Consider the following 26414-nt stretch of genomic DNA (forward strand, 5'->3'; position numbering starts at 1 on the left):
AAGGCTTACTCGGCTTCAACAAACATCAAACATCAACTCAGAGGAAAATCACTTAGTGCCTGGCATTTATAAGCTATTGTTTCGCGGTTGATTATTGATCGTTCTCACCGGAAATTAGCCTGCATCACAAGAATGAATTTAAGAACTCAAATTAGGGCAGCTTAGGTTCCCAAGTAATAATACGCTTGTAAACTAAGCTGGCATCTTGCTCGGTTTGTAAGGCATTGCGGAAACCGTCATCGGATAACATTTCTGCGATCTCAGATAATATTTCTAAGTGCTGTTGTGTCACATTATCGGGCATTAAAAGAAAGATCAAGACCTTTACTGGTAATCCGTCAGGCGACTCGAATGGAATTGGATCTAATAAGCGAACAAATGCCGCGATAGGGTTCTTTAAACCCTTGATTCGGCCGTGTGGTACTGCAACACCGTGTCCTAAACCCGTTGAACCTAAGCGCTCGCGCGCAAATAAATTATCTGACACAGTCGAACGTGCGATGCTGCAATTGTTTTCAAAAAGCAGTCCAGCTTGTTCAAAAGCGCGCTTTTTACTAGACACATCTAAGTCGAGTAAGACATTCTCTAGGGGAAGAATTTTTGCGATATTCGTCATGTTACTTAATCTGAGACTATGGCTCGTTGACCTTGGGTTTTAGTGACATCAGTTCTTGCTGATAGAGTGAAATTCGAAATTGCTATTTTTGCCAGTAAATTACTAAGTTAGACCACGATTATAGGCTTCTTTTAAAGTCTAAGCGAATTTCTCAGGGAATTTTCACTGCTGTTTTGTGTGCATTTTTAATGGTGCCTTAATGCGTTCTCAGTGCTATTTCATAGTTTAGCGATGCTGTGCTGACGTAATAAGGCGGAGAAGTTATCTGCCGAGATGGGCCGACTAAAATAAAATCCTTGAATCTCATCACAACCTGCTTCCTTCAAGAACTCCATTTGTTCGAGATTTTCGACACCTTCTGCGGTAACGCTCATGCCCAACGCGCTGGACATCGCAATTATCGCCTTGGTGAGTACGACAGAGTCTTGATTTTCAGGTATTTCACGAATGAATGAACGGTCGATCTTTAAATTATCGATAGGGAAACGTTGCAGATAAGATAAGGACGAAAATCCAGTGCCGAAATCATCGAGCGATATGCTAATCCCCAAAGTTTTGATGGCATCAAATACAGAACTTAAATGTTCTGCTTCAACCATCAATAGGCCCTCCGTAATTTCTAATTGCAGTGCATGTGCCGGTAAGCCACTTTGCATCAAAACTTCCAGAATGAACTGTGGAAGTTTTGGATCTTGAAACTGACGTGGCGAAATGTTGACACTGATTTTGAAATCTACTTTATATGTCTGACGCCATAGTTGGGCTTGTTCGCAGGCCTTGGTGAGTACCCAACGACCAATCGGGACGATGAGACCTATTTCTTCGGCGAACGGAATGAATTCATTCGGGGCGACTATCCCAATGTCTGGCATTTGCCAGCGGATTAAGGCCTCAGCACCTAAGATGCTGCCATCCACCAGGCTGACTTTGGGTTGGTAATACAAGATAAATTCATCATCAATTAATGCGCGTCGCAGATTGCGTTCCAAGGTATAGCGATGCTGAGCCCGTATCATCAAGTCAGACGTAAAGAATTGATAGTTATTGCGCCCCAGTTCTTTTGCCAGATACATGGCGGAATCAGCACAACGAAGTAAGGTTGGGCCATCAGTACCATCATGTGGGAAAACGCTGATACCAATTGAAGTCCCTAAATGATATTGGTGCTGCTCAATCACAAAGGGTTCACTCATTTTTATTAATATGCGATCTGCTAATTCTTTTAGATGCTGAGCTGTTGCAAATTCTTCTACCACAATCACGAATTCGTCACCACCCAAGCGTGCCAGCATATCGGTAGCACGTATGCAAGATGAAAGGCGTTTTGCAACATCACACAGTAAGCCGTCGCCAGCAGCGTGACCCGCAGTATCATTAACGTTTTTGAAATGGTCGAGATCTAAGAATATAACGGCGACTTTTTGTTCATCGGCATGTGACAGGGCATATTCCAATCTCTGATGTAACTGGTGTCGATTTGGCAGCCCAGTTAATGCATCATGTGTCGCTATGTATTGCAACTGGCGCTCTGTTTCACGCACTTCTGTGGTGTCAGCGAAGGAGATTAAGACCGCTTCGGTTTTGTTGCTATTGCGTGAAGAGTTGATCGGTTGTGCATTGACTAAAAGCCAAACTATGGTTTGATCAACCAGTTCCAGACCCAAGCATAAACTGGTAATAGGTTCTCCATTACGCAACACCATCGACGCTGGATCTTCGCCAATTTTTATCTCACTGCCATCTTCGCGGAAAATCCGTTTGAAGTAACGGTGACGCCGCCCCATACTTTCAATATCGACGATTTTTAAAATCCGACGGGCACTTGGATTGCAGGTTAAGATCTTGCCCCCTGGCGCGATCACCATAATGCCTTCGGTTAAATTGTTAACCACTGAACGATAACGGTCTTCACTAGTCGCCAGACTTTGTTCCATATTTTTTTTGTCGATCGCCAGCGCAATGACATGCATTGCGTCCATGATCAAAGTCTGTTCATCGTCACTAGGATGACGATGCGAGCGGTGATAAATATCGACTGTACCTAATAGGGTGTTGAATGCAGTTTTAATAGGTACCGACCAGCATGACTGAAAACCATAACGCGTTGGTGTTTGCTTGTTCTTGTACCAGAGCTCACTGGCCGTAATATCTTCCACAATCTTGATATTGCCGGTTTGTATTGCAACCCCACACGACCAGCTACCCAAGCCTATTTCCAAATGGTCAATTTCATTTAGGAATTCAGCTTCCATGGAAGGTGCCGCCGCTAGCTTTAACTTTTCTGTATCATTGTCATACAACATAATCGCGCAAATCGAACCATTGTCGAGCAGGCGTTCCATGCGATCACAGACGTCTTGCAAGATTTGTGTCAGTGGGTTGTCTAACGCAATCATCTCGAGAATCTCTTTCTCGTGATGCAATGCCTCGTGGTTTAGCCCATTGCGAGGTAGACCAGCATTCACCGATTGCAACGGAACCTGGAAGGTTTTTACCATCGGTTGAGTTTGTAGATCACGCAGTCGCAAAACATAGGCGGTTTGGCGTTGTACCGCAAAACTATGCAGACGTACTTCTACGTCAAGCAGAGCACCGTCGCGGGTTTGTAATTGACATAGTTCTGCGATCGCATTCGGTAATAAACTACTTCCAGATTGGAGGTGGGTTTTGACTTGATTAGCCTGCTTAAAAATAAGGAATGTATTCCATCGCATTCCTGAAATTTCATTAAGATTTTTTGCGCGCAGTAATTTAACCCCTAACGGGTTCGCGTGAACGATCGTTCCTTCGATTAAAACGATAACAGCATCTTGTGCATGTTGTTCTAACAGCGATTGCCAATTCTGAAGATACATAGATCTGTGGTCAGTACAAAGTGCCTAAGTGAATACGTAAAAAAGCTTAGAAAATTCACGAAGTTACGACACTAGCGAATTTATGAAAAAATCAAGTAAATGTACTCTAAGCAGAATTGATCAGCAAGTATAAACATGTTTTCTAATGAAAGAAAATTTACAAAACATTGTATCAAATGCGAAACAGTAACTTAGACTAAACTTGACTTTTCATCAGATTAAGTAGAAAAAATGCGGATTTATTGTCGCGCATTACGCAAATTGGAGGGCATTTTTCCTGTCGAAAAGTTAGTTCGCCAGGGGTTGATGTCTAAGCCACCGCGACGGGTATAACGGGCATAAACAGATAGTTTTTGCGGTTTGCAATACTGCATGAGATCGCAAAAAATCCGCTCTACGCATTGTTCGTGAAATTCATTATGGTCTCTGAAACCTATCAAGTAACGCAGCAATGCTTCTTGATTAATAGGTGCGCCGACATATTGAATTTGGACACTGGCCCAATCGGGTTGTCCAGTTACCAGACAATTAGATTTGAGTAAGTGCGATACCAATGTTTCTTCGACAGCGGCTTGACTATGATCGGCATGCAAAATGCTTGGGATAGGTGAATACTGATCAACTTCGATGTCGAGTCTATCCAATAGCAAACCATCTAACTCTTGAAATGCCGCCTTGCCAAATTGTTCTTGTGGTGTGATAGTGACTTGTACCGGCGCCCCGAAACCAGTCGATAAATCGGTTTGCAATAAACTGAGCAAAGCATCAGTGCCAGCCAATTTGGTCTGATTAAATGAATTGAGATACAGTTTGAAAGACTTTGATTCGACGATATTCGGAGAGTCCACGGGCGCGAAGACACTGGCGATTGCGACCTGTGGTTTGCCACGCAGATTCAACCATGAAACTTCGTAGGCGTTCCAAAAATCCATCCCAAAAAACGGTAGATTGACCGCTTTACCATCCACAATTTTCAAGCCAATTTCTGCCCGTTTTTCAGCGCGAGGAATCGGAAAAATTAAGCTAGGATCATATTGCGTTTGATATGACGAAGTCTTGCCTAGTTGTGATTGTTCTGGTGAATTGCTAGAAGTGCTCATGTTGAATATGTTTCGATCTAAAATTTAAGCTAGATGATGCCATCAATGTTATCTCCAGCGTTCAAGGTTTTATCCTAGGAAAAGTTTATAAACTGGATTCTCGCTCTCATCCCAATAGCGATATCCAAGACTATTCAAAAATTCTTTGAACGCCTTCATTTCTTTTTTCGGTACTTGCAAGCCCACCAAGGTACGTCCGTAATCTGCACCGTGATTACGATAGTGGAACAGACTGATATTCCAGTTCGGCGCCATGCTATTTAAGAAGCGCATTAAGGCACCAGGACGCTCTGGAAATTCGAAGCGGTAAAGCAATTCGTTTTCTGCCAATTCACTCTTGCCACCAACCAGGTGACGGATATGCAACTTGGCTAACTCATCGTCAGTTAAGTCCAAAGTTGGGAAGCCATGCTTGATAAAATTCTTCGCGATTTTGCTAGACTCTTCGCGATTAGCAACTTGGATACCAACGAAAATATGTGCTTCTTTTTTGTCGCTGATACGGTAGTTAAATTCGGTGACGTTACGTGCGCCAACCAGTTCGCAAAAGCGCTTAAAACTGCCTTGCACTTCTGGGATTGTTACCGCAAAAACTGCCTCACGGGCTTCACCCACTTCGGCACGTTCTGCGACAAAACGCAGTCGGTCGAAATTCATATTCGCACCACAGGCGATGGTCACCATAGTTTCATTTTTTAGCGGTTTTTTGTTGACCTTAGCGCGTTCAATGTAGGCCTTGCAGCCTGCAACGGCAAGTGCACCGGCTGGTTCTAAAATCGAGCGGGTGTCTTGGAATACATCCTTGATGGCAGCACAGACTTCATCGGTATCGACTAAGATCACTTCATCGACATATTGCTTCGCGAGGCGGAAAGTCTCCTCACCGACCAGCTTGACTGCGGTGCCGTCAGAAAATAAGCCGACATCGCTTAATGTCACTCGTTTCCCCGCTTTCAGACTGCGGTACATGCCATCGGAATCAACGGTCTGCACGCCAATGATTTTGATGTCTGGACGCACGGCTTTGATGTAAGCAGAAACACCCGCGATCAAACCGCCACCACCAATCGCGACAAAAACCGCATGGATAGGACCCGCATGTTGGCGCAATATTTCCATGCCGACTGTGCCTTGACCCGCGATGACGTCAGGATCATCAAACGGATGAACGAAAGTGAGTTTACGTTTTTTTTCTAAAGTTAAAGCATGTTCATAGGCGTCCGAATACGATTCCCCATGCAAGACGATTTCTACTGCGTCGCCGCCGTGGGCTCGCACCGCGTCAATCTTTACAGGTGGTGTCGTGGTTGGCATCACGATCACTGCTTTGCAACCCACGCGTTTGGCACTCAAAGCCACGCCTTGTGCGTGGTTGCCAGCAGAGGCGCAAATCACGCCGTGTTTCAATTGTGCTGGCGTCAAATGGGCGATCTTATTATAAGCACCGCGCAACTTGAAACTAAACACGCTTTGCATGTCTTCACGTTTAAAGTGAATTTGGTTGTCCATGCGTTTGGACAGCGTGGGTGCTAGTTCTAAAGGAGTTTCTATCGCGACGTCATAGACGCGGGCGGTAAGGATTTTTTTGAGGTAATCGGTAGCCATGGATGAATTCTTTTTTAAATACGAGAGTCAAATGTCAAATTCGGACATCATGCAACATCCTCTTTTAGCGGATGTAGCGATGCTGTATTGATAAGCTCAGCATCGACCTTGTCACCAGCGCGATGGCACTGGTTCTCAGCTTATTTCGGCCTGTGGGCAAGGGTAATACCCAGCGTTGGCGTTGAAATAAGTGCAAATTATTTAAGTCCTGTTCGAACCATTATAATGTATCCCTCACCATCCTTAATGAAAAAGCCATGATAGAAGCGGCTATTGCCTGGTTATTTAGTGTTTTTGCCATCTCGAAAATCGGCTTGACGGCTGTGTTTGTCATTAGCTTTGTGTCGGCAACTTTAATTCCGATGGGCTCAGAGCCAGCGGTGTTTGCCATGATACGAGCGAATCCAGAACTGTTTTGGCTGACCATCTTGGTTGCCACCACAGGAAATACCTTGGGTGGTATGTTGAATTATTTTATCGGCTATGAAGCCAAACAGACTTTTGCGAAAGAACGAAGCAGCCGCTGGTTTGGCTGGTTGGAACGCTACGGAGCGAAGACGATGTTATTGGCGTGGTTGCCCATCATTGGTGATCCGATTTGCGCTTTGGGCGGCTGGCTAAAACTGCCTGCTTTGCCATGTATGTTGTACATGGCAATTGGCAAATTCTTGCGTTATCTGACCATGACCTATCTACTTTTGAAAGTGCCAGAAGGATTCTGGCATGGTATTTCTTCGTGGTTGGGTTGAGTGATTTTCGTTGTGTTCTAAATCTCGGCTAGGTGGAATTTGCCGGTTGCTACCTGCTACCAAACAATGCTGGTAAGCAGAGAAGCGAAAATGAATGGTGTTTTCAAACGCAGTTATGAAGTCGTAAACATGGATACCCTGCGAACAGAAAATGGCACAGATCGATCTTGCTCATTGAATATTTTTTGCAAGTGGCAAATCTGTGCCTAAGTATGGGTATCCACGCTATCGAAACCAGTTACTGGACTATCGACTTACTTTCACTTAGTTGATTTAGTTGCGCCATCAAGGCCAAGCCAGCGGTGTCTTCTGGGTTCAAGCTAAGCGCTTGCTGACAATGCAATAAGGCTGATGCACGATCACCTGCTGCCAAGTATCCCTCCGCTAAACGTACCAAGGCTCGAGCCGATTGCGGATAGGCTATTGTGTTGACTTGCAAAATTTTGATTGCATCTCCATAGCGTTTATTCGCAATGAGTTTTTTGCCCAAAGTGCGCAACTCACTTTCATCAAAATTGTATCGTTTCGGCTCGGTATTTTTTAGCGTGGCGTATTGCTGTACGGCTTGCTCAACACCGCTATTGAGTATGGTCATTGATAAGGTATCTGCGATCGAAATACGCTTATCATTGACAGCCTTCACAGCGGGCAGCCAAGAGTACATGGAAACACCAAAGCTTCCAACACCCGTCAACGCAGCGGCAATAAACAAAGTCGATGCCATGACGATCTTTTTGATCGAAGACGAATTCAGTTTTGTACGCAAATAGAGTTCAAGTACAAACAAAGGCAGCAAATAACAACCGAAGGACCAAAAAATCACAACCGGTCCATCAAAGTTAGCCCCCATGCCCACAGGGCCTTGCGCAACGATTATCCATGCAAATAAACCAATGCGTGTAAACCATTGTGCGTTCGAAACCAAATAGAGACGCAAAGCCCAACGTCGATGGGCAGCGATATCACGCTGCATTGCTGTACGCAAGGCTAGCCAAGCGAAAGTGAGAATGAGCAAAGCGTTAAGGGTAATCGCCAGATTGGCAAGCGAAACCGTTGGCGTGCCGCGAAACCAAATCATGTATAAACCAGTGACACTCAAACAAAGCACTGTCACCATAAACAAACGGCCATTCCAACGGTGAAACGATGGTGCCATCTTTCTTAATTGCGGAATTAATTGAATCGCACCACCAAATGCAATGATGGCCGCTAGCAAAGCATGCGCAGCGAATGCGAGATTACCTGCGGTATCACCAGCTACATAACCCGTCATCAACATCGGATTTTTTGCCCACAATTGAAAATTTCCGGTGAGTGTGGACGGTGAATAAAACGCTAAGAGATAAAACAAAAAAATCCACTGCCCGATCACCGCTATCACGAACCAGGTACGAGTCGCCACATTCAATAGTCGATCTATTTTTGATTTCGATTTGGGAGGCAGCAGAGGTTCTATGGCGGTTGACTTTACTCTGTCGGCATTGGCGGGCGACAGCTGAACATGGATCGATGTCATTTTAATTCCTCATTACATGGTTTGTTTTCAACAATGCGTAACACTATGCAATAAGAAAAGATCGCCGCACACACGGGTGCGACGATCTACGACAGGATTTGGATGAGTTGCGGAATACGGAGATCAACTACAAAGCATCTTTAAAGCCGATTGTTTAATTTTTTTGTCGTGCAAAAAAATCCCAAATCAACACGGAACCATTTGGGGCCATAGGAGATGGGCCAACCAAGCGCGGGCGTTTCCAGTAGGGTTGCGGCAAGCCGTGTCCACCACCATAGATGGTCACAAGTTCCACCTCCGTTTTGCTTTCATTTTTCCAAAGAGCACGCTTAAATTTTGTTTTATCTTCACCACTCAATAGCGTCGAATTCGTCGTAGGATCGATTACGGGATCGCCGCCAATTTTATTCAGATCGGTAAAGAATTTTGCAGAAGCTTGCGATGATCTGAGTATGCCACCTTTGTAGAACAATCCAAAAAGACTGGTTTCACCGCCATCATAAGGAACGAGTGTGTCTTCAGTGCCATTCATCAGCATGACGGAGGTGCCTTGTCCGGTTATATTGCACTTAAAATTGTCCTCCACTGGGATATTCGCTGAAACTGCGGCCACCGCCCTAAAACGCGACGGTGCTTCGATCGCTAAACGCAAAGACATAAATCCACCGGACGAAACCCCTGTTGCAAAAACACGATTTGTGTCAAAGCCATTTTCCGCAATCAGCTTATCGGTGAGTAGCGTCAAGAATTTGACATGATTTAGCTCGTGTCCATCAACGCTGATGTCCCCGACTTTGCTGCAGTCATTCCAGTTGAAAGAACTCGCGCTCGGGTAGACCACGCCAAAACCATATTGATCGGCTAAACGGTCAAATCCATAACCGGTCTCCAAGCGAATCTGTGTTCCATTTTGGCCTGAACCATGCATGACGATGACTAAGGGCACACCTTTCGCCAAGCGTTTTGGCAGATAGGTGCGGTAAGTCATATCCTTGCCGTCGACTTGAATGGTGCCCTTTGTCAGTGCGCCAGATAGTTGCGGTATGTCTGGATCAGGCGTGTAGAGAAAATAGGCGAACAAGCCACTCGCAAGCGCGATCAAACCAAGCAAAGCATACAAACTTTTGAGTAGGATTTTTTTCATGATTCAGATTCTGTCAATTGGATGGATGATGGAAAAACTGCTTCCTCGATTTTTTACTTCGCACTGCGCCACTGATCACCTTGCTTTTTGACGTAGTGACGATAGACATAAGACCAAGGAATGGCGGCATACACGAGAACGACCAAACCAATCGCAAACACATTGGGCAGTAACTTATCATCAAGCGCTCCATTTAACCAGAGCGGTAACGGTACTGCAATCAGCCAAATCGTCTTCCACAGTAATTCCCACATCAGTATCGGCAAAAGCTGTAAGGGATAACGAATACCTAACACACATAAAAACCAAAACGCCGCCATCATGGAAACTTGGACGCCGCGAAAAAATTCCCAGGCTGCAAAAGGCTTTTTCGAGGCGATGACACCTGGCCATAAGCTGAGTGCTAGCCCGACGACGACTAATAAGTACATGGCACGCAATACATTGAGACGTGTGACTGAAACTTCATTCATGATTTTTCCTATCGTTTTTTACCGGTTTTGTGGAATGAAGATTACTTCAGGAGTTTCAATTGTTCTTCTGCGTCAGCACGGGTTTTTGTGCCCAAGGCCGGTGTGAAGGCCAGCGCTTTTTCAAAAAATGAAATAGCTTTTGGTTTGTCGCCCAGGGTTTGCCATGTTTTACCGAGGCGATAAAACGCGGCGCCTGTCACATCGATGCTTAGTGATTTTTCCAATTGTGGCAGGGCTTCTTTCGCTTTTCCTTGCTCTAGCAACGATCTGCCAAGTCCAAGATAAGCGACCGAAGATTCAGGAAAACGTTGAATCACTTCGCGCAGCATCTTTTCTGCATCGGCAAATTTTTTGTCTTTGACTAGGGTCTGAGCGACCTCTATGGCGATGTCGTTTTGTAACTGAGCGATGACAGGATTGCCGTTGGGATTGATTGCCAAAACACCGCTTTTCGCTTTTTCCATCTTCTCATCTTTGAGATCAAACTTTGCTTGCAATAAACTCGCTACCGTCGGATTAACTTTGTGCATTTCAGCAATCACGTCTTTCGCTTTTGAATTACTACCACCCATTAAACCAGGCACTTCCAAATAAAAGGTCACCAGAGACTTAGCTGCACTAAAATTTTTCGGATCTAATTCAAGCGCTTTTTTGAGGGAATCTCGAATTTTTCCGAGAGAGCCCATACCCGCCATCATGCCGCCTTTTTCTGCTTTGACACCAAGCACACTGCCAAGCGCTTCATGACATTCAGAGTTTTTGGGATTGCTTGCAACGCACTGTTCAGCGAACTTAACGCCCTCATCGAGCCGAGTGACTTTACCTTCAATCAAAATCAAGTCCACTTTGGCTAACAAGGCATCGGGGTAATTCGGATCAGTCGCCAGTTTTGCTCCGATTGCGCGTTCCACCTCAGCATATTTTTTTATCTTGATGAGCGCGCTGTATTCGTGAGCCTGAGCTGACTGCATGCCAAGCAATGGCGTGAACAATGGAGCGATCAAGAGTGAGGTCGTGATGGCTTGGCGAATCTTGGATGTTTGATGAGAGAAGATAGTCATTTCATTTCCTTAATAAAGAGTGGGTGCCAAGTGTTTGAAAAGATTGCGAGCTGCAATCGATGATGAAGTATCCGCTTTGACACCCTACGGTTTCCATCAGAAAAGGACGAGCTACGGTCTACAAACCATGAGTTGCGGTAAAGCTTTGGTCAGTTACAGACGGAAATTGAATTGCTGGGGAGGGTGGGGACAGTAGTTGTGCTAGCCTTTAAGTGTTGTTTAGTAGCGGAAAATTTGCTAATCAATAAAGATCTAATTCCTCAGCACACCAATATCTGAGCAAATTCATTGTTTGCGAATCGACTTTTGACGTAGGATGATGGCAGTCTATTTTCACGTGCTAGTAAACAAGCTATCTAGCCCATAAAAAATTGGAGTTCTTATGATATCTACTCGCGTTTTGTCGCTGTCCGCTTTGCTGTGTGTATTGACTGCGCCATTCTGTCTTGACAGTGTTGCCGCGCAAACAGTCGCTGCCAAACAAGGTTTTCATGCTGTGCGTTTGCCAGCCAGTTTCTTCGCTGGAAATCGTGCGCGCTTGTTAGCCGAGCTCAAAAAGATGGGGCCGGGCACAATCGCCGTGATCAAGTCGATGCCAGAACAAAATCGCAATGGCGATAGCACACACATGTATCGGCAAGACTCTGATTTCTACTATTTAACTGGCGTGGAAGAGCCCGAAGCGGTAGCAGTTTTGGATGCCGACAGCAATCAAGCCTACACATTGTATGTACGTAAACGTGACCAGCGCCGCGAGGCTTATGATGGTGCGCGGCTCGGCGTTGAAGGCGCGTTGAAGCTGGGCGCAGATAAAGCGGAATCTTTCCCCGCCGCAGAAGAGAGCTTAAAAAGTGTCGTGAACAAAGCGCAACGTGTTGTGCTGGTATCCAACTTTGATGAAGACTTCCGCAGAAAGATGCTGGACTGGATTTACCCTTTTGGCAGCGACAATAATCACTCTTCGCACAAGCGTATATTGGTCGATGGTCGTCATATCATCGCGGAGATGCGCGTCATCAAACAAGTTGCAGAAATCGATATGTTGCAACGCGCAGTCGACGTCACGATTGCTGGCCATTTGGCTGCAATGAAGGCGTCGCTTAGTGCCATTAACGAGGGCGAAGTGGCTGGCGGTTTTCAAGGCTCAGTCCGCAGCATGGGCGCTAGATTTACTGGCTACGATACTATTGCTGGAGCGGGCCGCAATAGCTGTGTTTTACACTACCTGACCAACGATCACGACATCGAAGCAGGTTCGCTGATGCTACTTGATGCGGGTGCTGAAGTGGGCTATTACACGGCTGACGTCACGCGCACGTGGCCCGTTTCCGGCCAATTTTCTAAAGAGCAAAAAGCCATCTACGAGCTGGTTTTAAAAGCGCAAAATGCCGCCATCGATTTGATCAAACCTGGTCGCGTTCATCATGAAGGTTTTGATGCCGCCATGCGAATTTTGAGTGATGGCTTAGTCGATCTTGGCTTACTCCAAGGCGATAAAGACAGCGTCTATAAAAGCGGTGCTTACAGTCGTTTCACCATGCATGGCATTAGCCATTGGATAGGTCTCGATGTACATGATACGGGCGACTATCAAATGGAAACTGGCAAACGCGGAGGTCGACGTGTATTGGTACCTGGCATGGCATTGACAGTAGAGCCTGGGATTTACATTCCCAAAGATGCCAATGATGTGGATGCCAAATGGCGCGGCATCGGCGTGCGTATCGAAGATGTGATTTTGGTGACGCCAGAAGGTAATCGTAATATGAGTGATAAATTGCCGCGCGCGGTGAAAGATGTCGAAGCGGTGTTGAAGAAGCGTGATTGATTCTAAACAGATATGCATCGCATTCTCATAGTGGAATGCGATGCATGGACTTAAATAGCCAAATAAGCGCCGTCCAGAAAACTACATCTGCTTAAAGTGGTGCAAATAGCTACGGCTCACTGGCAATTTATCAGTGCGGCCTTTCATAAATACGGTGGCGGTCTCGTTTTCTCCACGCGTCACATGGCTCACCATATTGATATTCACGACCACCGAGCGATGCACTTGAATAAAATGCGTGCCGTCGAGTTGATCTAGCAATTCCTTTAGTGAGCTCCGAATTAGGGCTTCAGCGGGTTTGCCATCTTCGCCGCGCCAAGCGATTAAGGTGTACTTTTCGTCAGAGCGCAAAAAGTCGATATCAGCCACGGGGATCATACGCAAAGACTGACCGACCATGGCTTTAATCCAACGCAAGGGTTCAGGCGCGGCTTTCTTTTGCATTCGTGCTTCTAACTTATCCAACAAGAGGTCGATATCTGGTGCTTCCTGTGATGTGCCAATACGTTCTCGTACGCGCGCCACCGTGTCAGCGAGGCGCGCTGGGTCTACAGGCTTCACTAGATAATCTAAGGCACCTTGGGTAAAGGCTTCGACGGCATATTCACTAAACGCCGTGACGAAAACCAAATGCACACCACGTCCCATTTGACGTGCCGCTTCGATGCCTGTCATACCTGGCATGTGCACGTCCAGAAAACACACGGTTGGTTTCAGGTCTTGGTACAGCTCGACCGCTTCGCGGCCATTGCGCGCTTCTGCCACGATTTCTAATTCGGGCCAAATTTGTGCCAGCATGCGGGTTAATGAGCTGCGCAATAGTGGTTCATCATCTGCGATCAGTGCGGTAGGGCGGGTTGAGGTCATATGGCTCCCCTATGACAAATTGGTCGGTGTAGTGTCCAGTTGGGCTGGGAAATGGATTTCTGCAAGAAAGCCATGCGGTTCGATTGCCGTCAAACTGAGCTGTGCATGTTCTCCAAACACCAATTGTAATCGTTCACGTAGATTTGCCAAGCCAGTGCCTAGGCCTTTGCTCCCTTGTCCACTACTCAAGCCAACGCCAGTATCGCGCACTTGCGCCACACAGCGATCATTTTGCATCTGCACAGTGACATCAATTCGACCACCTTCTTCACTCGGATCAATGCCGTGCCGCACCGCATTTTCTACTAAAGTGAGCAATGTCATGGGTGGGCAGGGCACTTGTAGAGCGGCATCATCCACATCGAAAGAAAACTGTAATCGATCTGGCATACGCATGTGCATTAATTCTAGGTAAGCTCGCACTAATGCTAACTCTTGTTCCAAGGTGCTTGCGGCATTATTTAAATTTGGAACCGCAGCACGCAAATAGGCGATCAAACTACCCAGTACCTGTGACGCCTGAGACGAGCCAGAGTCTACCAATTCTCTGACATTGGCCAAGGTGTTGAATAAGAAATGTGGCTCTACCTGTGCTTGCAATAAACGCAGACGCGAATCGAGGGCGTCACGCGCTAACTCACTACGCTCTAGCTCAAATGATAGTGCCTGTCGCTGCGCTTGCCCATTGATTTTGCGATATAAAGCAGCCATCGCTATCCAAGGTGAAAACAGAAGACCGGCACCAATCATTTGACCACAGCCAGCCAATTTTGTAGGCACTTTGTACCAAGGGACTGGGTCTCCTATGGTTGTCAAGGTATAGGCAAGGGCAGCCGCAAATGGAACCACGATCGCCACCGCAGCAACTTGAAGGACCCAACGTGCTACCCAGCGGGGCAAACGTTTCGGCCAACGTTCAATAATCCCAAACACAGTCAACTGGATCATGCTAATCAAAGCTAAACGGACAAAAATCGTAACCCACCAAGCCGACCAAGAGAACTTCATCATAATACTAAGAATGAGAGTTGCCACTAAAACCACTTTGATACGCTGCCAGCTGTACATTGAAGGTGGTGTCGACAATGCGTTTGATAATTCTTTGCTATCCATGATGTGAGCCTATACGAAGGATGAAATTGAGCTGCCCTTATTGCCTTGAGCGCAAACTAAGAATAGGCAGAGTTTATCCTGCTTGTTTGGAGACGGCTATTTCTACACGATGGTTGACGTTTGGCGATAGCCGAATGACGTTATCGCTTGACCAACTGCGGTTGATCTGCCCTGCATTGACATAAGTGGGTGAAATAAGTGGGCGAAATAAGTGGGTGAAAAACAAGAATGAAATAGCGCCATCAAAACGCGACGATTAAGGGATGGCTAAGCTAATGCAGAGCTTACGTTATAAGAAGCACGCTATTGGCAGTGCATCGTGACATAAACCAGAGCTCACAGAAAAGTATAAGCATCAACTTGATCGTAAGGCCGCGACAGGTATCGGTTGAACGACGGCAATCATCGTCCTATACCGCTATTGAATCCACAAGGTCCGTCATTCATCGCAATCAATTCAGTGAGTTTGGTCGTTCGCTTTAATCTAACAGACATCAATCAAGACAGATCAACTAATTACCAAGGAACGATCATGAAATGGATACATATTATTGCAGGCTTAATGGCGATCGCCTCCGGCTTCATTGCTTTATATGCAGCTAAAGGTTCGCCTTTACATCGTCAATCTGGAACTATGTTTACCCTCTCCATGCTATTTATGACGATTAGCGCCGCCATCATTCCATTTTTTTTACGCACCGATCACGTGACTGGCGTTGCCGCACTGTTCACGGCTTATCTTGTTTGCACGTCGTGGTTAGTTGTTAAACGAACGGTACAGGAAAGTAAAGCGGTACTGGAGGGTTTTGCACTCGCTGCAGCCGTTCTAGGTGTGTATTCGCTAAGTCTCTGGTTTGATTTTGTGGATGACCCTAAATCGCTGATCACCAAGAACAGCCCGCCGCAAACACTACTCGTCTTTGGATCTATCAGTTTGCTATGCTCCGCTTTAGATCTCCGTATGATCTGGGCCGGAAAAATCCTTGGATCACAGCGTTTAGTGCGACACCTATGGCGCATGTGTTTTGCCATGTTGATTGCAACGGGCTCGTTCTTTACTGGGCAAATGCAAGTCTTTCCGACGATCATCCGTAAGAGCAGTTTGTTGGGGATTCCGGTCTTGGCTATCCCCGTCATGCTGGTGCTGGTGACGACTTTGTATTGGATAGGGCGCACCTTGCTAAAGCGCAGATCAGCTACTTTAGCACCTCGCTCGTGAGCAACTGGCAGCAAATTTCGTGTGGCGCTTGAAAGATGGCGAAAAACTTTCTGTTTTTTTCATATTTGTCTATTCGACCTGCTTAGCCTTCAATAAATTTCTTAAATTTGATGCGGCAGGGCTGTCTTTCGATTCATTTTAAGTCGATGCAACAATTTGACGTTCAATCTCTGGTAAAAGCAACATATTCCGTACTAAATATTCAATGTTTTTGAGAAAATGCGGAATTTTCTCAGGCTTTTTCACAATATATCAAAAGATACCCGCAAAAAAGTAAAGGCTGTTCCTGCGTGGTGCACAGCAATAGGCTAGAATTAGTTTTTAAAATCAGTCTAACCATTTGCAGATGAATGCTCCAGCCCATAATTTAGGTTTTCCACCTCATCACGACAGTGATGGACAAACTAGTGCAGCGCCTTCCCGATTGCGCGAAATTCCTTATAACTACACCTCGTTTTCTGATCGCGAAATCGTGATCCGCTTGTTAGGCGAAGAAGCTTGGGCTTTGCTCGATAGTCTGCGCGGCAAGCGTCAGACAGGGCGTTCTGCCCGTATGCTCTATGAAGTGTTAGGTGATATCTGGGTCGTGCGTCGTAATCCATATCTACAAGACGATATGCTGGAAAATCCTAAGCGGCGTCAGGCTTTGATCGATGCTTTGGATCACCGTTTGCATGAAGTGGAAAAGCGTCGGGTGGCAACTGATTCTGTTAATTCTGAGGACGCAGATCGCAGTAACTCGGTTGAAATTTTGGTCAATGCCGCACGCAAAGCGGTCGCTGATTTCTCTAAAGAATTCCGTGATACCTATGATTTGCGTAAGAAGGCTAACAAGTTGTTGGCGAAATACACGGCGAAAGACAATATTAAATTTGATGGTTTAAGTCGCGTTTCGCATGTCACTGATGCGACCGACTGGCGCGTCGAATATCCATTTGTCGTATTGACGCCGGATACCGAAGATGAAATGGCGGGCTTGGTTAAATCTTGCATCACACTAGGTTTAACGATTATTCCTCGCGGCGGCGGCACTGGTTATACCGGTGGTGCTATTCCTTTGACACCATTGTCCGCGGTCATTAATACCGAAAAGCTGGAACAATTAGGCGCAGTGGAAATGATGCGCTTGCCGGGTGCGGATCGCGATTACGCGGTTATTTATTCTGGCGCTGGCGTGGTGACCAAGCGGGTGTCGGATGCTGCCGATAAGGCAGGATTTGTCTTCGCCGTCGATCCAACTTCCGCCGAAGCGTCCTGCATAGGCGGCAATGTCGCAATGAATGCCGGTGGTAAGAAAGCCGTGTTGTGGGGTACTGCGCTTGATAATTTGGCCTCTTGGCGCATGGTTGATCCAAATGGTGATTGGCTTGAAGTCACACGTCTTGAACACAATTTCGGCAAAATCCACGATATCGAAGTCGCAAAATTCCAATTGGAATGGACACATCCGGGCGAAAAAACACCGTTCAAAACCGAATTCTTAAATATTCCCGGACGCACTTTCCGTAAAGAAGGTCTGGGCAAAGACGTAACCGATAAATTCCTCGCGGGTTTGCCAGGTGTACAGAAAGAAGGCTGCGATGGTTTGATTACATCGGCGCGCTGGATTTTGCACAAGATGCCAAAATTCGCTCGTACTGTTTGTTTGGAGTTTTTCGGGCAAGCCCGCGATGCGATTCCTAGCATCGTTGAGATCAAAGATTATCTTGATGGTGAAACCAAAAAAGGTGGCGCTATTCTCGCAGGTCTTGAACATCTCGATGAACGTTATTTAAAAGCAGTTGGCTACACCACCAAATCAAAACGCGGTGTGATTCCTAAGATGGCGCTGTTTGGCGATATCGTTGGTGATGATGAAAACGCGGTCGCACAAGCGGCATCTGAAGTGATCCGCATGGCGAATGCCCGCGTCGGTGAAGGCTTCGTTGCTGTCAGTCCGGAAGCGCGTAAAAAGTTCTGGTTAGATCGCGCAAAAACGGCGGCGATTTCTAAACACACGAATGCTTTCAAGATCAACGAGGACGTGGTCATTCCGCTCGATCGTATGGGCGAATACACCGACGGTATCGAGCGCATCAATATTGAACTCTCGATCCAAAATAAACTGGCATGTGTCGCAGCATTGAAGGAGTTTGTGTTGCGCGGCAATCTGCCTTTGGGTAAGAGTGAAGATGCGGATGGCGATGATATACCTGCGGCAGAATTGCTTGAGGATCGTGTCTCACAGGCCAATCAAATGCTCAGTGAGGTACAAACACGCTGGACTTATCTGCTAACGCAACTTGATCAACCTTTACGTGATGCCCGTGTTGAACTGAATAATTTGGGCTTAGATAAACTCGATTTCGTGTTCGAACAACGTCTGCAAAAGCAGCCTGATGCGACCCTGTTTGACGTGGTGCAAGATCGCACTATCCGCGTCTCTTGGAAAACCGAAGTGCGTGCCTTGTTGCGCCAAATTTTCAATGGTGCGGCTTTCAAATTAATCTTGGATGAATGCACCGCGATACATAAAAAAGTATTGCGCAGCCGCGTCTTCGTCGCTTTGCATATGCATGCGGGTGACGGCAATGTGCATACCAATTTGCCGGTCAATTCGGATGATTACGACATGCTGCAAGTCGCGCATCATGCGGTTGCGCGCATCATGGTGTTGGCGCGCTCTTTGAATGGTGTGATTTCAGGTGAACATGGTATCGGCATTACTAAGTTAGAGTTTTTGACCGAAGATGAGATCAAAGATTTCCGCTCGTATAAATTGCGTATTGATCCAGAAGGGCGCTTCAACAAAGGTAAGTTACTCAATCTGCCTGAATTCGCCGCGGATCTAAGAAATGCTTACACGCCTTCATTTGGCCTGATGGGGCATGAATCCCTGATCATGCAACAAAGTGATATCGGTGCGATCGCCAATAGCGTGAAAGATTGCCTGCGTTGCGGTAAGTGCAAACCTGTGTGTGCGACGCATGTGCCACGTGCAAACTTATTGTATTCGCCGCGCAATAAAATTTTGGCGACGTCCTTGTTGGTAGAAGCCTTCCTTTATGAGGAGCAAACGCGTCGCGGCATCTCTATTAAACATTGGGAAGAATTCGAAGATGTGGCCGATCACTGCACGGTTTGCCATAAGTGCGTCACGCCATGTCCAGTCGATATTGATTTTGGCGATGTCTCGATGAACATGCGTAATCTCTTGCGCAAGATGGATAAAAAATCCTTCAATCCTGGCACTGCATCTGCGATGTTTTTCTTGAATGCGAAAGACCCTGCCACGATTAAGGCAGCGCGTCAGGTCATCTTTGGAATGGGGGTTAGCGCTCAACGCTGGGGCAATACTTTACTCAAGAAATTCGCGAAAAAACAGACTAAAGCACCACCAGCAAGTATCGGTAAACCGGCAATGAAGGAACAGGTGATTCACTTCATCAATAAGAAAATGCCCGGCAATTTGCCGAAGAAGACGGCACGTGCTTTATTGGATATCGAAGACGATAAAATTGTTCCTATCATTCGCAATCCTAAGACGACAACCTCAGATACCGAAGCGGTGTTTTATTTCCCAGGCTGTGGCTCAGAACGCCTGTTTTCACAAGTTGGCTTGGCAACGCAAGCGATGTTGTGGAACGTTGGCGTACAAACCGTTTTGCCGCCTGGTTATTTATGCTGTGGCTATCCACAACGCAGTGCGGGTCAGTTTGATAAAGCAGAAAAAATTATTACCGATAATCGTGTTCTATTTCATCGCATGGCAAACACACTGAACTACCTCGATATTAAAACCGTGGTGGTCTCGTGCGGCACTTGCTTCGATCAAATTCAGGGCTATGAATTCGATAAAATTTTCCCTGGTTCACGCATTATCGATATTCACGAATATTTGTTGGAGAAAGACGTGAAACTGGCAGCGGTCAATGGCACACGCTATATGTATCACGACCCATGCCATACGCCGATGAAGTTGCAAGATCCGCTGAAAACGGTGAATGCTTTGATCACGACGGTGGATGACACCAAGATTGAGAAGAATGATCGTTGCTGCGGTGAGGCTGGTACTCTAGCAGTGTCGCGTCCGGATATTTCCACACAAATTCGTTTCCGCAAGGAAGAGGAAATGCTCAAAGGTTCAGACAAATTACGTGCTGATGGTTTTGATGGCGACGTAAAAATCTTGACCTCGTGCCCGGCTTGTTTGCAAGGTCTATCACGCTATAACGAAGACTCTGCTACGACGGCGGATTACATTGTGGTCGAGATGGCCAAGCATATTTTGGGTGAGAATTGGATGCCAGAATATGTGGCTAACGCGAATAACGGCGGTATTGAAAGGGTGTTGGTGTAATGGCTGATTGCGAATTATGTGCTGCGAAGAATGAAGATGTCCTTGTCAATACGCCTAAATTTCGCGTGATCTTGGTTGATGACGCGAACTACCCTGGTTTTTGCCGTGTGATCTGGAACACCCATGTCAAGGAGATGACCGATCTTGCCGTCGCCAATCGTTCCATCATGATGCAGGCTGTGTGTAAGGTGGAGCAAGCGATACGCGATGTGATGCAGCCCGATAAGATTAATCTGGCAAGCTTGGGTAATATGGTGCCGCATTTGCATTGGCATGTGATTCCACGTTATCTGGACGATGCGCACTTTCCGAATCCTGTGTGGGCGGCGACGGATAGAGTCTCTGTTGAAGTTGAGGCGAAACGCGCTTTGTTGCCTGCCTTGCGTGAAATTCTGCGACGTGAGTTTTCGACTTAAATCATATTGAGAAATCAAAGGGTGTCGCTCCTGCGAAGGCAGGAGCCCAGTGGCGTTGCTTGATAAACCAAAGACGCTGGATTCCTGCCAAAAGCGCGGGAATGACAGTCATCGAGTCTGCAGCCAATTGAATTCATTACCCATCAAATAAGAAAAACATGAACGATCTACCACCACCAATTTCCCATAAAGTCCATCCGATAGCACTAAACGCTCGAACCGTATCGCGTTTGTTAGAAGTTGAATTTGACAACGGCAAACATTTTGAGCTGCCGTTTGAATTAATGCGCGTGTATTCACCTTCAGCTGAAGTGCGCGGTCATGGCGAAGGGCAAGAGGTTTTGCAAATTGGCAAACGCTTGGTTAGCATTACTGGCATCGAGCCAGTCGGCAATTACGCGATTAAGCCGATTTTCACCGATGATCACAGCACCGGCATCTTTACTTGGGAATACTTGTATTGGTTGGGCACACATCAAGCCGCATTGTGGCAAGACTATTTAGCACGCTTGCAAGCAGCGGGCTATGCTGGTGAGGAAGGTCGTGATGCCATTCCTACACCTAAAACCGGATCGAAATGCGGTTCATAGGTAATTTTCTCAAACTTCTACCGCAGAAATATTGACGTAAGTCCGAGTCGGATTCTCGATTCGGCTCTATAATCCCGCCTGTCGATTTCCATATCGCAGCTGCAGACTCGTCGACAAGTCTGCAGCAAAGCGTAGAAATCATAATCTTTAATTCTCTGCAGAGTATCAAGATGAGCGAGCAAGTAAATAAAGTAGATGGGACGACTACCCATTTTGGCTACACCACGGTGGCCGAAGAAGAAAAAGTTCATAAAGTAGCGGAAGTTTTTCACTCAGTCGCTGCTAAATATGATGTCATGAATGATTTGATGTCTGCTGGTTTGCACCGCGTTTGGAAGATTTTTACGATAGCCCAAGCGGGCATACGTCCAGGTTTTAAAGTGCTGGATATTGCTGGTGGAACTGGTGATTTGGCCAAAGAATTTGTTAAACAAGCTGGTAAGAATGGTGAGGTTTGGCATACCGATATTAATGAGTCGATGTTACGCGTAGGTCGTGATCGTCTATTGAATAAAGGTTTGATTACCCCAACCTTATTGTGTGACGCGGAGAAATTGCCGTTTCCAGATAATTATTTTGATCGTGTCAGTGTCGCGTTCGGATTGCGCAACATGACGCACAAAGATCAGGCTTTGGCAGAAATGCGCCGAGTGTTGAAGCCGGGCGGTAAGTTGTTGGTACTGGAGTTTTCTAAAGTGCCAGAAGTGCTGCAAAAACCGTATGACTTGTATTCATTTAAGGTTTTGCCATGGTTAGGACAAAAGATCGCGAGTGATGCTGACAGTTATCGTTATTTGGCAGAGTCGATACGTATGCACCCTGATCAGGAAACATTAAAGTCCATGATGCAGGAGGCTGGTTTAGAGCGAGTGGAATATTTTAATTTGACAGCGGGTGTGGCAGCGCTGCACACCGGGATTAAGTTATAAAAAGCGTGCTCAATAGAATTGATTGAGGTTTGTTTGTATAGTTTTAACTAGCTTGTAGTGCAAAAAGGAGATTTACATGAAACATATATTACTCAGTGTTGCCTTATTATTTGGCGCAATGACTATGGTAGCTGCCGATGCTGATGCTCAGCGTATGGGTAAGAAAGGTTCATTCGGTCGACAATCGAATAATGTCACACAAAAAGCACCAGCAGCCAATGCGGCGAATCCTGCACAAGCAGCTAAGCCAGGTGCTGCAAATGTGGCTACACCAGCGGTACCACCTAAACCATCTATGCCTTGGAAAGGGATAATTGGTGGCTTGATCGGTGGTGCTTTGTTAGCAGGCTTATTCTCTTCTTTAGGTATGGGCGGCGCCTTGGCTAGTGCAATGGGCTCAATTTTGACTTTTGCTGTAATCGGTTTGTTGGCATTTATGGCGTATCGATTCTTTACCCGCAGAAAAGCAGGGAATGCTGCTGGAAGTGCTCCAAGCATGTTTAATCAACAGCCTGCGTATGCTGGAATGCCAAATAACAATGCATTACCTGAAATCGGTTCGCGTGTGGATACACCAAATGACAATGCGCCAAAAGCATTCACGCCAGCTTCAGTCAGTACAGCGAATTTTGGTGGCGCAGGTGCAGATGCGGCTCCAGTAGCAAATCAAGGCAACTGGACAATCCCAGCCGACTTTGATGTCACAGGATTCCTGCGTCACGCCAAATCGAATTACATCCGTTTGCAAGCAGCATGGGATCGCGGCGATATCAACGATATTCGCGAATTCACTTCACCAGAAATGTTCGCAGAAATGAAGTTGGAATTGCAAGACCGCGGTACAAGTAAGAATGAGACGGATGTGGTGACCTTGGATGCCGAATTGCTGGGCATTGAAACTCAAGCTTATGATTACGTTGCTAGTGTTAAATTCACCGGTATGATCAAAGAAGGTGGCGCTACTAATCCAGAAGCGTTCGCTGAGGTTTGGAATTTGGCTAAACCAGTGAATGGCCAATCTGGCTGGTTGTTGGCGGGAATTCAGCAGTTGAACTAATTTCAAAATATCGGTACAGTTTTGTTTTTGAATAAGCTTGTAGCTGATAGAACCGATGAAAACGCCTGGTTTTAAGGTCTTTTGAGGGTTTGCTGTTAAACTAAGAACCGTGCATGATGTCATGCGCGGTTTTTTATTTTATACCTATGATTTCCTCTCCCTTTATTCTGTTTGTAAATCACTTATTGGCGCAAGAGCCCTGGGCTGCAGCGCGCTTGCAAAAACACGCAGGTAAGACCGCCTGTATTGATGTAGAGCTATTTCAGTTGCGTGTAAAAGTTGGCGCGGACGGCTTGTTCCAAGCAGCTCAGAAAATCGACGAAACTAGCCCTGACCACGTGATTTTAAGGATCAAGCCAGCTGACTTACCATTAATTGCACAAAATCGTGAGCGTGCCGTGTCGTACGTGAAAATAGAAGGCGACGCTGACTTTGCGAATACCTTATCGCAATTGAGCCAAGATTTACGTTGGGAGGCTGAGGAAGATTTAAGTAAATTGTTTGGTGATGTAGCAGCTGTGCGCATGGTCGCGACAGGGAATAGCATCGTTGAAAATGCCAAACGTGCACATCAAAATTTACAAGAAAATTTGGCCGAATATTTTTTAGAAGAAAACCCGATGTTGGTACGCCCACAAGCGGTGCGCGCTTTTGGCGAGCAGGTCAATAAAACTCGTGATGATGTAGAGCGTCTGATGAAACGCTTGGAAAGATTAGAAAAGATGAAAGTAGCTAAGTAATGATTTTAAATTCCCTACGCTTGTTTAAAATTGTTCGCATCGTTTTGAAATACGGCATTGATGAAATCGCGATGTCTGGCTTACGTATTCCGCGCACTGCAAAACTCATCAAAGCATTATTGTTTTGGCGCGATTTATCCGCTCCCCGTGGTGAACGTTTGCGCAAATCCTTAGAAGATCTCGGTCCTATCTTTGTCAAATTCGGACAAGTACTGTCTACTCGCCGTGACCTAATGCCGCCGGATATCGCCAATGAACTGGCGCTCTTGCAAGACCGTGTACCTTCATTCGATCCAGACCTAGCGGTAGCGCAAATTACGAAATCTTTGGGCGCGCATCCCGATCAATTGTTTGCTAGCTTTGAACGTGTGCCCGTCGCTTCGGCATCGATTGCTCAAGTCCATTTTGCCACGCTAAAAGATGGTCGTGAAGCAGCGGTAAAGGTGCTACGGCCCGGCATGAAAGACACCATAGATCGCGATGTCGCTTTGATGAAAATTGCTGCCGGTTGGTTAGAATTTTTATGGGCTGATGGAAAGCGCCTGAAAGCAAAAGAAGTCGTGGGCGAATTCGATAAATATCTGCATGACGAATTGGATTTGATGCGCGAAGCGGCCAATGGCAGCCAATTACGCCGTAATTTTGCAGACTCGGATTTATTGATCGTGCCTGAAATGTATTGGGACTTGTGCTCGTCTTCAGTGATCGTCATGGAACGCATGAAAGGCATACCGATTTCGCAAATCGATAAACTGCAGGAAGCTGGCGTTGATCTAGCCAAGTTGTCGCGTGATGGCGTGACCATATTTTTTACGCAGATTTTCCGCGATGGTTTCTTTCATGCAGATATGCATCCGGGGAATATTTTGGTATCCATCGAGCCTGCTACTTTAGGGCGCTATATCGCGCTCGATTTTGGCATTGTCGGCACGCTCAATGATTACGATAAAGATTACCTGTCGCAGAACTTCTTAGCCTTCTTTCAGCGCGACTACAAACGCGTGGCAGAAGCACACATAGAATCAGGCTGGGCACCTAAGGAAACCCGTGTGGATGAACTAGAGGCAGCGGTACGCGCCTGTTGTGAACCGATCTTTGATCGTCCGTTAAAAGATATTTCGTTCGGTCAGGTCTTGTTGCGCTTATTCCAGACATCACGGCGTTTTAATGTGGAAGTACAACCGCAGTTGGTCTTACTGCAAAAAACTTTACTCAATATCGAAGGTCTGGGACGTCAACTTGATCCAGATCTAGATCTTTGGAAAACCGCCAAGCCTTACCTCGAACGCTGGATGAGCGAACAAGTTGGTTGGCGCGGTTTGATTGATAAGCTGAAAGCCGAAGCACCGCGCTACAGTCATATCTTCCCGCAATTACCTCGTCTCGCGCATCAAGCTTTGAGTCGTGCGGCAGAAGGTGGGAATAACGATGCTCTGCTGGCGAGTTTGATTGCTGAGCAACGTGCTACAAACGCTCTGTTGCGTTCCATTGTTTATGTGGGGGTAGGTGTTTTGGTTGGCGTTATCCTAGCGTTTACTTATATCAACTTCTTTATGATTCCTATTGTATGACACCGCAATTTTCTAGCCGTGATCCGAATCATCCAGCGTTTTGGGATGAGCGTTTTGAACTAGGATTCACGCCATGGAACAGAGGTGCGGTGCCGCAGGCATTGCGGGATTTTGTGGCTCAATCAAAGCTGACCGTCGAGGTGGTGCACAACTGCTTAATCCCTGGGTGCGGCCATGCGTACGAATTAGGATTTTTATCCGAAGCGGGTTGGCAGGTCACTGCGATTGATTTTTCTAGTAGCGCAGTAGCCACTGCAAAATCACAAGTCGGAAAATGGGCTGGCCGCGTGCAGCAAGCGGATTTTTTTGAGTTCATTACTGATTCTCCGCTGTCCCTGATTTATGAACGGGCTTTCTTTTGTGCATTGCCACCGGCGATGCGTAGCGCAGTGGTGAAACGCTGGGCCTTGCTATTACCTTCTGGTGGTAAGTTGCTAGGTTTTTTTCTGCTGGATGATACTGAGGCTGTCAGCAAGAAAGGACCACCTTTTCGTACGAACTTACAAGACTTTAAGACTTTAATGCAGCCGTATTTCGTGTGCTTGGAGGATGCCGACGTGAGTGATTCATTGGCGGTCTTCGAAGGCAAAGAGCGGTGGCAGGTCTGGCAGCGTCTATAAGTAAAT

The 26414-nt window shown here is 46.4% G+C and carries 21 protein-coding genes; 11 read left to right on the forward strand and 10 right to left on the reverse strand.

Going from position 1 to position 26414, the window contains the following annotated elements:
* Positions 1–151: 151 nt before the first annotated feature.
* The 4 genes from ACO0KZ_RS13370 to ilvA all read right to left on the reverse strand — a co-directional run bounded on the left by ACO0KZ_RS13370 (position 152) and on the right by ilvA (position 6176).
* Positions 152–616 (reverse strand): PTS sugar transporter subunit IIA, encoded by a 465-nt coding sequence (locus ACO0KZ_RS13370; protein WP_422995952.1) that lies wholly within the window; start codon positions 614–616, stop codon positions 152–154.
* Positions 617–834: 218 nt separating this feature from the next.
* Entirely contained in the window at positions 835–3471 is a 2637-nt protein-coding gene (locus ACO0KZ_RS13375) for an EAL domain-containing protein (protein WP_422995954.1), read from the reverse strand.
* 239 nt (positions 3472–3710) lie between these two features.
* Positions 3711–4571, reverse strand: coding sequence for an NADPH-dependent 7-cyano-7-deazaguanine reductase QueF (queF, locus tag ACO0KZ_RS13380; RefSeq protein WP_422995956.1), 861 nt, complete (start codon positions 4569–4571; stop codon positions 3711–3713).
* Between the two features lie 69 nt (positions 4572–4640).
* Positions 4641–6176 (reverse strand): threonine ammonia-lyase, biosynthetic, encoded by a 1536-nt coding sequence (gene ilvA, locus ACO0KZ_RS13385; RefSeq protein ID WP_422995958.1) that lies wholly within the window; start codon positions 6174–6176, stop codon positions 4641–4643.
* Positions 6177–6433: 257 nt separating this feature from the next.
* Here ilvA and ACO0KZ_RS13390 point away from each other — a divergent pair, with 257 nt between their 5' ends.
* Positions 6434–6925, forward strand: a complete 492-nt coding sequence (locus tag ACO0KZ_RS13390; protein ID WP_422995960.1) for a YqaA family protein — start codon at positions 6434–6436, stop codon at positions 6923–6925.
* 238 nt (positions 6926–7163) lie between these two features.
* Here the strand turns inward: ACO0KZ_RS13390 and ACO0KZ_RS13395 are convergent, their stop codons facing one another.
* From ACO0KZ_RS13395 to ACO0KZ_RS13410, 4 genes are all read right to left on the reverse strand, one after another.
* Complete coding sequence (locus ACO0KZ_RS13395) at positions 7164–8441, reverse strand: DUF2306 domain-containing protein (protein ID WP_422995962.1); 1278 nt, start codon at positions 8439–8441, stop codon at positions 7164–7166.
* Positions 8442–8595: 154 nt separating this feature from the next.
* Positions 8596–9585 carry an alpha/beta hydrolase family esterase gene (locus tag ACO0KZ_RS13400; RefSeq protein WP_422995964.1) on the reverse strand — a complete coding sequence of 330 codons (990 nt, stop codon included), beginning with the start codon at positions 9583–9585 and terminating at the stop codon, positions 8596–8598.
* 53 nt (positions 9586–9638) lie between these two features.
* Positions 9639–10058: a hypothetical protein gene (locus ACO0KZ_RS13405; protein ID WP_422995966.1), complete on the reverse strand. Its 420-nt coding sequence runs from the start codon at positions 10056–10058 to the stop codon at positions 9639–9641.
* Positions 10059–10099: 41 nt separating this feature from the next.
* On the reverse strand, positions 10100–11119 hold the full coding sequence (locus ACO0KZ_RS13410) for a tetratricopeptide repeat protein (RefSeq protein ID WP_422995968.1): 1020 nt from the start codon (positions 11117–11119) through the stop codon (positions 10100–10102).
* Between the two features lie 382 nt (positions 11120–11501).
* On the opposite strand from ACO0KZ_RS13410, the gene ACO0KZ_RS13415 reads away from it, so the two are divergent.
* Complete coding sequence (locus ACO0KZ_RS13415; protein WP_422995970.1) at positions 11502–12947, forward strand: aminopeptidase P N-terminal domain-containing protein; 1446 nt, start codon at positions 11502–11504, stop codon at positions 12945–12947.
* An 81-nt stretch (positions 12948–13028) separates the two neighbouring features.
* On the opposite strand, the gene ACO0KZ_RS13420 is transcribed toward ACO0KZ_RS13415, so the two are convergent.
* Both ACO0KZ_RS13420 and ACO0KZ_RS13425 read right to left on the reverse strand, forming a co-directional pair.
* A complete protein-coding gene (locus ACO0KZ_RS13420) occupies positions 13029–13814 on the reverse strand; it encodes a LytR/AlgR family response regulator transcription factor (protein WP_422995972.1) in 786 nt (261 codons plus the stop codon).
* Positions 13815–13823: 9 nt separating this feature from the next.
* Complete coding sequence (locus ACO0KZ_RS13425; protein ID WP_422995974.1) at positions 13824–14927, reverse strand: sensor histidine kinase; 1104 nt, start codon at positions 14925–14927, stop codon at positions 13824–13826.
* Between the two features lie 388 nt (positions 14928–15315).
* On the opposite strand from ACO0KZ_RS13425, the gene ACO0KZ_RS13430 reads away from it, so the two are divergent.
* The 9 genes from ACO0KZ_RS13430 to ACO0KZ_RS13470 all read left to right on the forward strand — a co-directional run bounded on the left by ACO0KZ_RS13430 (position 15316) and on the right by ACO0KZ_RS13470 (position 26408).
* A complete protein-coding gene (locus ACO0KZ_RS13430) occupies positions 15316–16146 on the forward strand; it encodes a hypothetical protein (protein ID WP_422995976.1) in 831 nt (276 codons plus the stop codon).
* 346 nt (positions 16147–16492) lie between these two features.
* Positions 16493–20485, forward strand: coding sequence for a DUF3683 domain-containing protein (locus tag ACO0KZ_RS13435; protein WP_422995978.1), 3993 nt, complete (start codon positions 16493–16495; stop codon positions 20483–20485).
* On the forward strand, positions 20485–20901 hold the full coding sequence (locus ACO0KZ_RS13440) for an HIT family protein (RefSeq protein ID WP_422995980.1): 417 nt from the start codon (positions 20485–20487) through the stop codon (positions 20899–20901). Before ACO0KZ_RS13435 ends, ACO0KZ_RS13440 begins: the two co-directional genes overlap by 1 nt.
* A 158-nt stretch (positions 20902–21059) precedes the next feature.
* Complete coding sequence (locus tag ACO0KZ_RS13445) at positions 21060–21491, forward strand: gamma-butyrobetaine hydroxylase-like domain-containing protein (protein ID WP_422995982.1); 432 nt, start codon at positions 21060–21062, stop codon at positions 21489–21491.
* Positions 21492–21661: 170 nt separating this feature from the next.
* Positions 21662–22420: a bifunctional demethylmenaquinone methyltransferase/2-methoxy-6-polyprenyl-1,4-benzoquinol methylase UbiE gene (gene ubiE, locus ACO0KZ_RS13450; RefSeq protein WP_422995984.1), complete on the forward strand. Its 759-nt coding sequence runs from the start codon at positions 21662–21664 to the stop codon at positions 22418–22420.
* Positions 22421–22496: 76 nt separating this feature from the next.
* Positions 22497–23477, forward strand: a complete 981-nt coding sequence (locus tag ACO0KZ_RS13455; protein WP_422995986.1) for a Tim44 domain-containing protein — start codon at positions 22497–22499, stop codon at positions 23475–23477.
* 113 nt (positions 23478–23590) lie between these two features.
* Entirely contained in the window at positions 23591–24217 is a 627-nt protein-coding gene (locus ACO0KZ_RS13460; RefSeq protein WP_422995988.1) for a ubiquinone biosynthesis accessory factor UbiJ, read from the forward strand.
* Entirely contained in the window at positions 24217–25788 is a 1572-nt protein-coding gene (gene ubiB, locus ACO0KZ_RS13465) for a ubiquinone biosynthesis regulatory protein kinase UbiB (protein WP_422995990.1), read from the forward strand. Before ACO0KZ_RS13460 ends, ubiB begins: the two co-directional genes overlap by 1 nt.
* Positions 25785–26408, forward strand: coding sequence for a methyltransferase domain-containing protein (locus tag ACO0KZ_RS13470; RefSeq protein ID WP_422995992.1), 624 nt, complete (start codon positions 25785–25787; stop codon positions 26406–26408). The genes ubiB and ACO0KZ_RS13470 overlap by 4 nt, the downstream gene beginning before the upstream one ends.
* Positions 26409–26414 lie beyond the last annotated feature (6 nt).

It is taken from the genome of Undibacterium sp. Di24W (assembly GCF_049340325.1).
Classification (GTDB): domain Bacteria; phylum Pseudomonadota; class Gammaproteobacteria; order Burkholderiales; family Burkholderiaceae_D; genus Undibacterium.

Bases quoted from the DNA above. Each gene is read 5' to 3' on its own strand.
- ACO0KZ_RS13400 (WP_422995964.1), bottom strand. From the start codon at position 9,585: ATGAAAAAAATCCTACTCAAAAGTTTGTATGCTTTGCTTGGTTTGATC.
- ACO0KZ_RS13460 (WP_422995988.1), top strand. From the start codon at position 23,591: ATGATGTCATGCGCGGTTTTTTATTTTATACCTATGATTTCCTCTCCC.
- ACO0KZ_RS13405 (WP_422995966.1), bottom strand. From the start codon at position 10,058: ATGAATGAAGTTTCAGTCACACGTCTCAATGTATTGCGTGCCATGTAC.
- ACO0KZ_RS13455 (WP_422995986.1), top strand. From the start codon at position 22,497: ATGAAACATATATTACTCAGTGTTGCCTTATTATTTGGCGCAATGACT.
- ACO0KZ_RS13435 (WP_422995978.1), top strand. From the start codon at position 16,493: ATGAATGCTCCAGCCCATAATTTAGGTTTTCCACCTCATCACGACAGT.
- ACO0KZ_RS13440 (WP_422995980.1), top strand. From the start codon at position 20,485: ATGGCTGATTGCGAATTATGTGCTGCGAAGAATGAAGATGTCCTTGTC.
- ACO0KZ_RS13390 (WP_422995960.1), top strand. From the start codon at position 6,434: ATGATAGAAGCGGCTATTGCCTGGTTATTTAGTGTTTTTGCCATCTCG.
- ubiB (WP_422995990.1), top strand. From the start codon at position 24,217: ATGATTTTAAATTCCCTACGCTTGTTTAAAATTGTTCGCATCGTTTTG.
- ilvA (WP_422995958.1), bottom strand. From the start codon at position 6,176: ATGGCTACCGATTACCTCAAAAAAATCCTTACCGCCCGCGTCTATGAC.
- ACO0KZ_RS13420 (WP_422995972.1), bottom strand. From the start codon at position 13,814: ATGACCTCAACCCGCCCTACCGCACTGATCGCAGATGATGAACCACTA.
- ACO0KZ_RS13425 (WP_422995974.1), bottom strand. From the start codon at position 14,927: ATGGATAGCAAAGAATTATCAAACGCATTGTCGACACCACCTTCAATG.
- ACO0KZ_RS13470 (WP_422995992.1), top strand. From the start codon at position 25,785: ATGACACCGCAATTTTCTAGCCGTGATCCGAATCATCCAGCGTTTTGG.
- ACO0KZ_RS13415 (WP_422995970.1), top strand. From the start codon at position 11,502: ATGATATCTACTCGCGTTTTGTCGCTGTCCGCTTTGCTGTGTGTATTG.
- ACO0KZ_RS13395 (WP_422995962.1), bottom strand. From the start codon at position 8,441: ATGACATCGATCCATGTTCAGCTGTCGCCCGCCAATGCCGACAGAGTA.
- ACO0KZ_RS13445 (WP_422995982.1), top strand. From the start codon at position 21,060: ATGAACGATCTACCACCACCAATTTCCCATAAAGTCCATCCGATAGCA.
- ACO0KZ_RS13375 (WP_422995954.1), bottom strand. From the start codon at position 3,471: ATGTATCTTCAGAATTGGCAATCGCTGTTAGAACAACATGCACAAGAT.
- ACO0KZ_RS13410 (WP_422995968.1), bottom strand. From the start codon at position 11,119: ATGACTATCTTCTCTCATCAAACATCCAAGATTCGCCAAGCCATCACG.
- ACO0KZ_RS13370 (WP_422995952.1), bottom strand. From the start codon at position 616: ATGACGAATATCGCAAAAATTCTTCCCCTAGAGAATGTCTTACTCGAC.
- ubiE (WP_422995984.1), top strand. From the start codon at position 21,662: ATGAGCGAGCAAGTAAATAAAGTAGATGGGACGACTACCCATTTTGGC.
- queF (WP_422995956.1), bottom strand. From the start codon at position 4,571: ATGAGCACTTCTAGCAATTCACCAGAACAATCACAACTAGGCAAGACT.